The sequence below is a fragment of the Ideonella sp. P3_A4 genome (genome assembly GCF_056403075.1).
The window spans coordinates 1-991 of sequence record NZ_JBFUGE010001182.1 but is presented as its reverse complement, the minus strand read 5'-3'; the positions used below and the strand labels follow the sequence as shown (position 1 = coordinate 991).

Genomic DNA, 991 nt, shown 5'->3' with positions numbered 1-991 from the left:
GACAAGGGCTGGGTCTACCGGCTGACGCCGAGCGGCAAGCTGACGGAGGTGCACTCCTTCAGCGGCCCCGACGGCGCCGAAGGGGACGGCGAACTGGTCGAAGGCGCCGACGGTCGCCTGTACGGTGTGACGGAAGCGGGCGGCACCACCGACTCCGGCGTCCTCTTCAGCATCGCCGGCAAGCAGGCGCCGCGGCGCTGAGCTACTGCGGCGTTGCCCAGCAACAAGACTCGATTCACCGGGCTGTCGGCCACCCCGTTTGGCGTGAGCGGGCCGACAGAGCGCCGGTGATTTGAAAACATGACATTCGGTGTCAGGTTTGGCGGCACATCATGCCGCCATGGACACCCACACACCCCTCACCGTCATCGAGTTGCGCCGCTACCGGACGCAGCCGGGCCGGCGCGACGAGCTGATCGCGCTGTTCGAACGCGAGTTCATCGAGAGCCAGGAGGCCGTCGGCATGCGGCTGCCCGGCCTCTTTTGCGAGCCCGCGGAGCCTGACCGCTTCACCTGGCTGCGCGGCTTTGCCGACATGGCCTCGCGCGCCGCCGGCTTGAACGCCTTCTACTTCGGGCCGGTCTGGCAGGAATTCCGCAACGCGGCCAACGCGACGATCGACGATTCGGACGACGTGCTGCTGCTGCGGCCGAGCCCAGGCCTGCCGGGGTTCGCGACCACTGAACGCGCTGCGCCGCCTCGGCCTTGGCGCGCAATCGTGCTTCCGCTGGCCGAGCCGGCCGAGCCCACATTGCGCGACTGGGTGGCAACGCATTGGCTGCCCGCGCTGCGGCAAGCCGGCGCACAAGATCTGGCGGTTTTCGAGACCGAGCCCGCCGAAAACAACTTCCCCCGACTGCCGGTGCGCACCGATGGCCCGGTGCTGGTGCTGCTGACCGCGTGGCCCACCGATCAGCCGATACCAGGCCTGCCGGCGCTGGCCCCCTGGCTGCGCGCCGAGCCTCAAGTCCTCTCGCTTGAACCCACCGAG

Annotated in this window: 2 protein-coding genes; both read left to right on the top strand. The window is 69.2% G+C overall.

Annotation, left to right across the window (positions count from 1 at the left end; translation table 11 throughout):
- A partial coding sequence (locus AC1DYI_RS36805; protein ID WP_477209020.1) for a choice-of-anchor tandem repeat GloVer-containing protein occupies positions 1-201 on the top strand: 201 nt, incomplete at its 5' end.
- 139 nt (positions 202-340) lie between these two features.
- Positions 341-991: NIPSNAP family protein (locus AC1DYI_RS36800; protein ID WP_477209019.1), on the top strand; the 651-nt coding region annotated here is incomplete at its 3' end.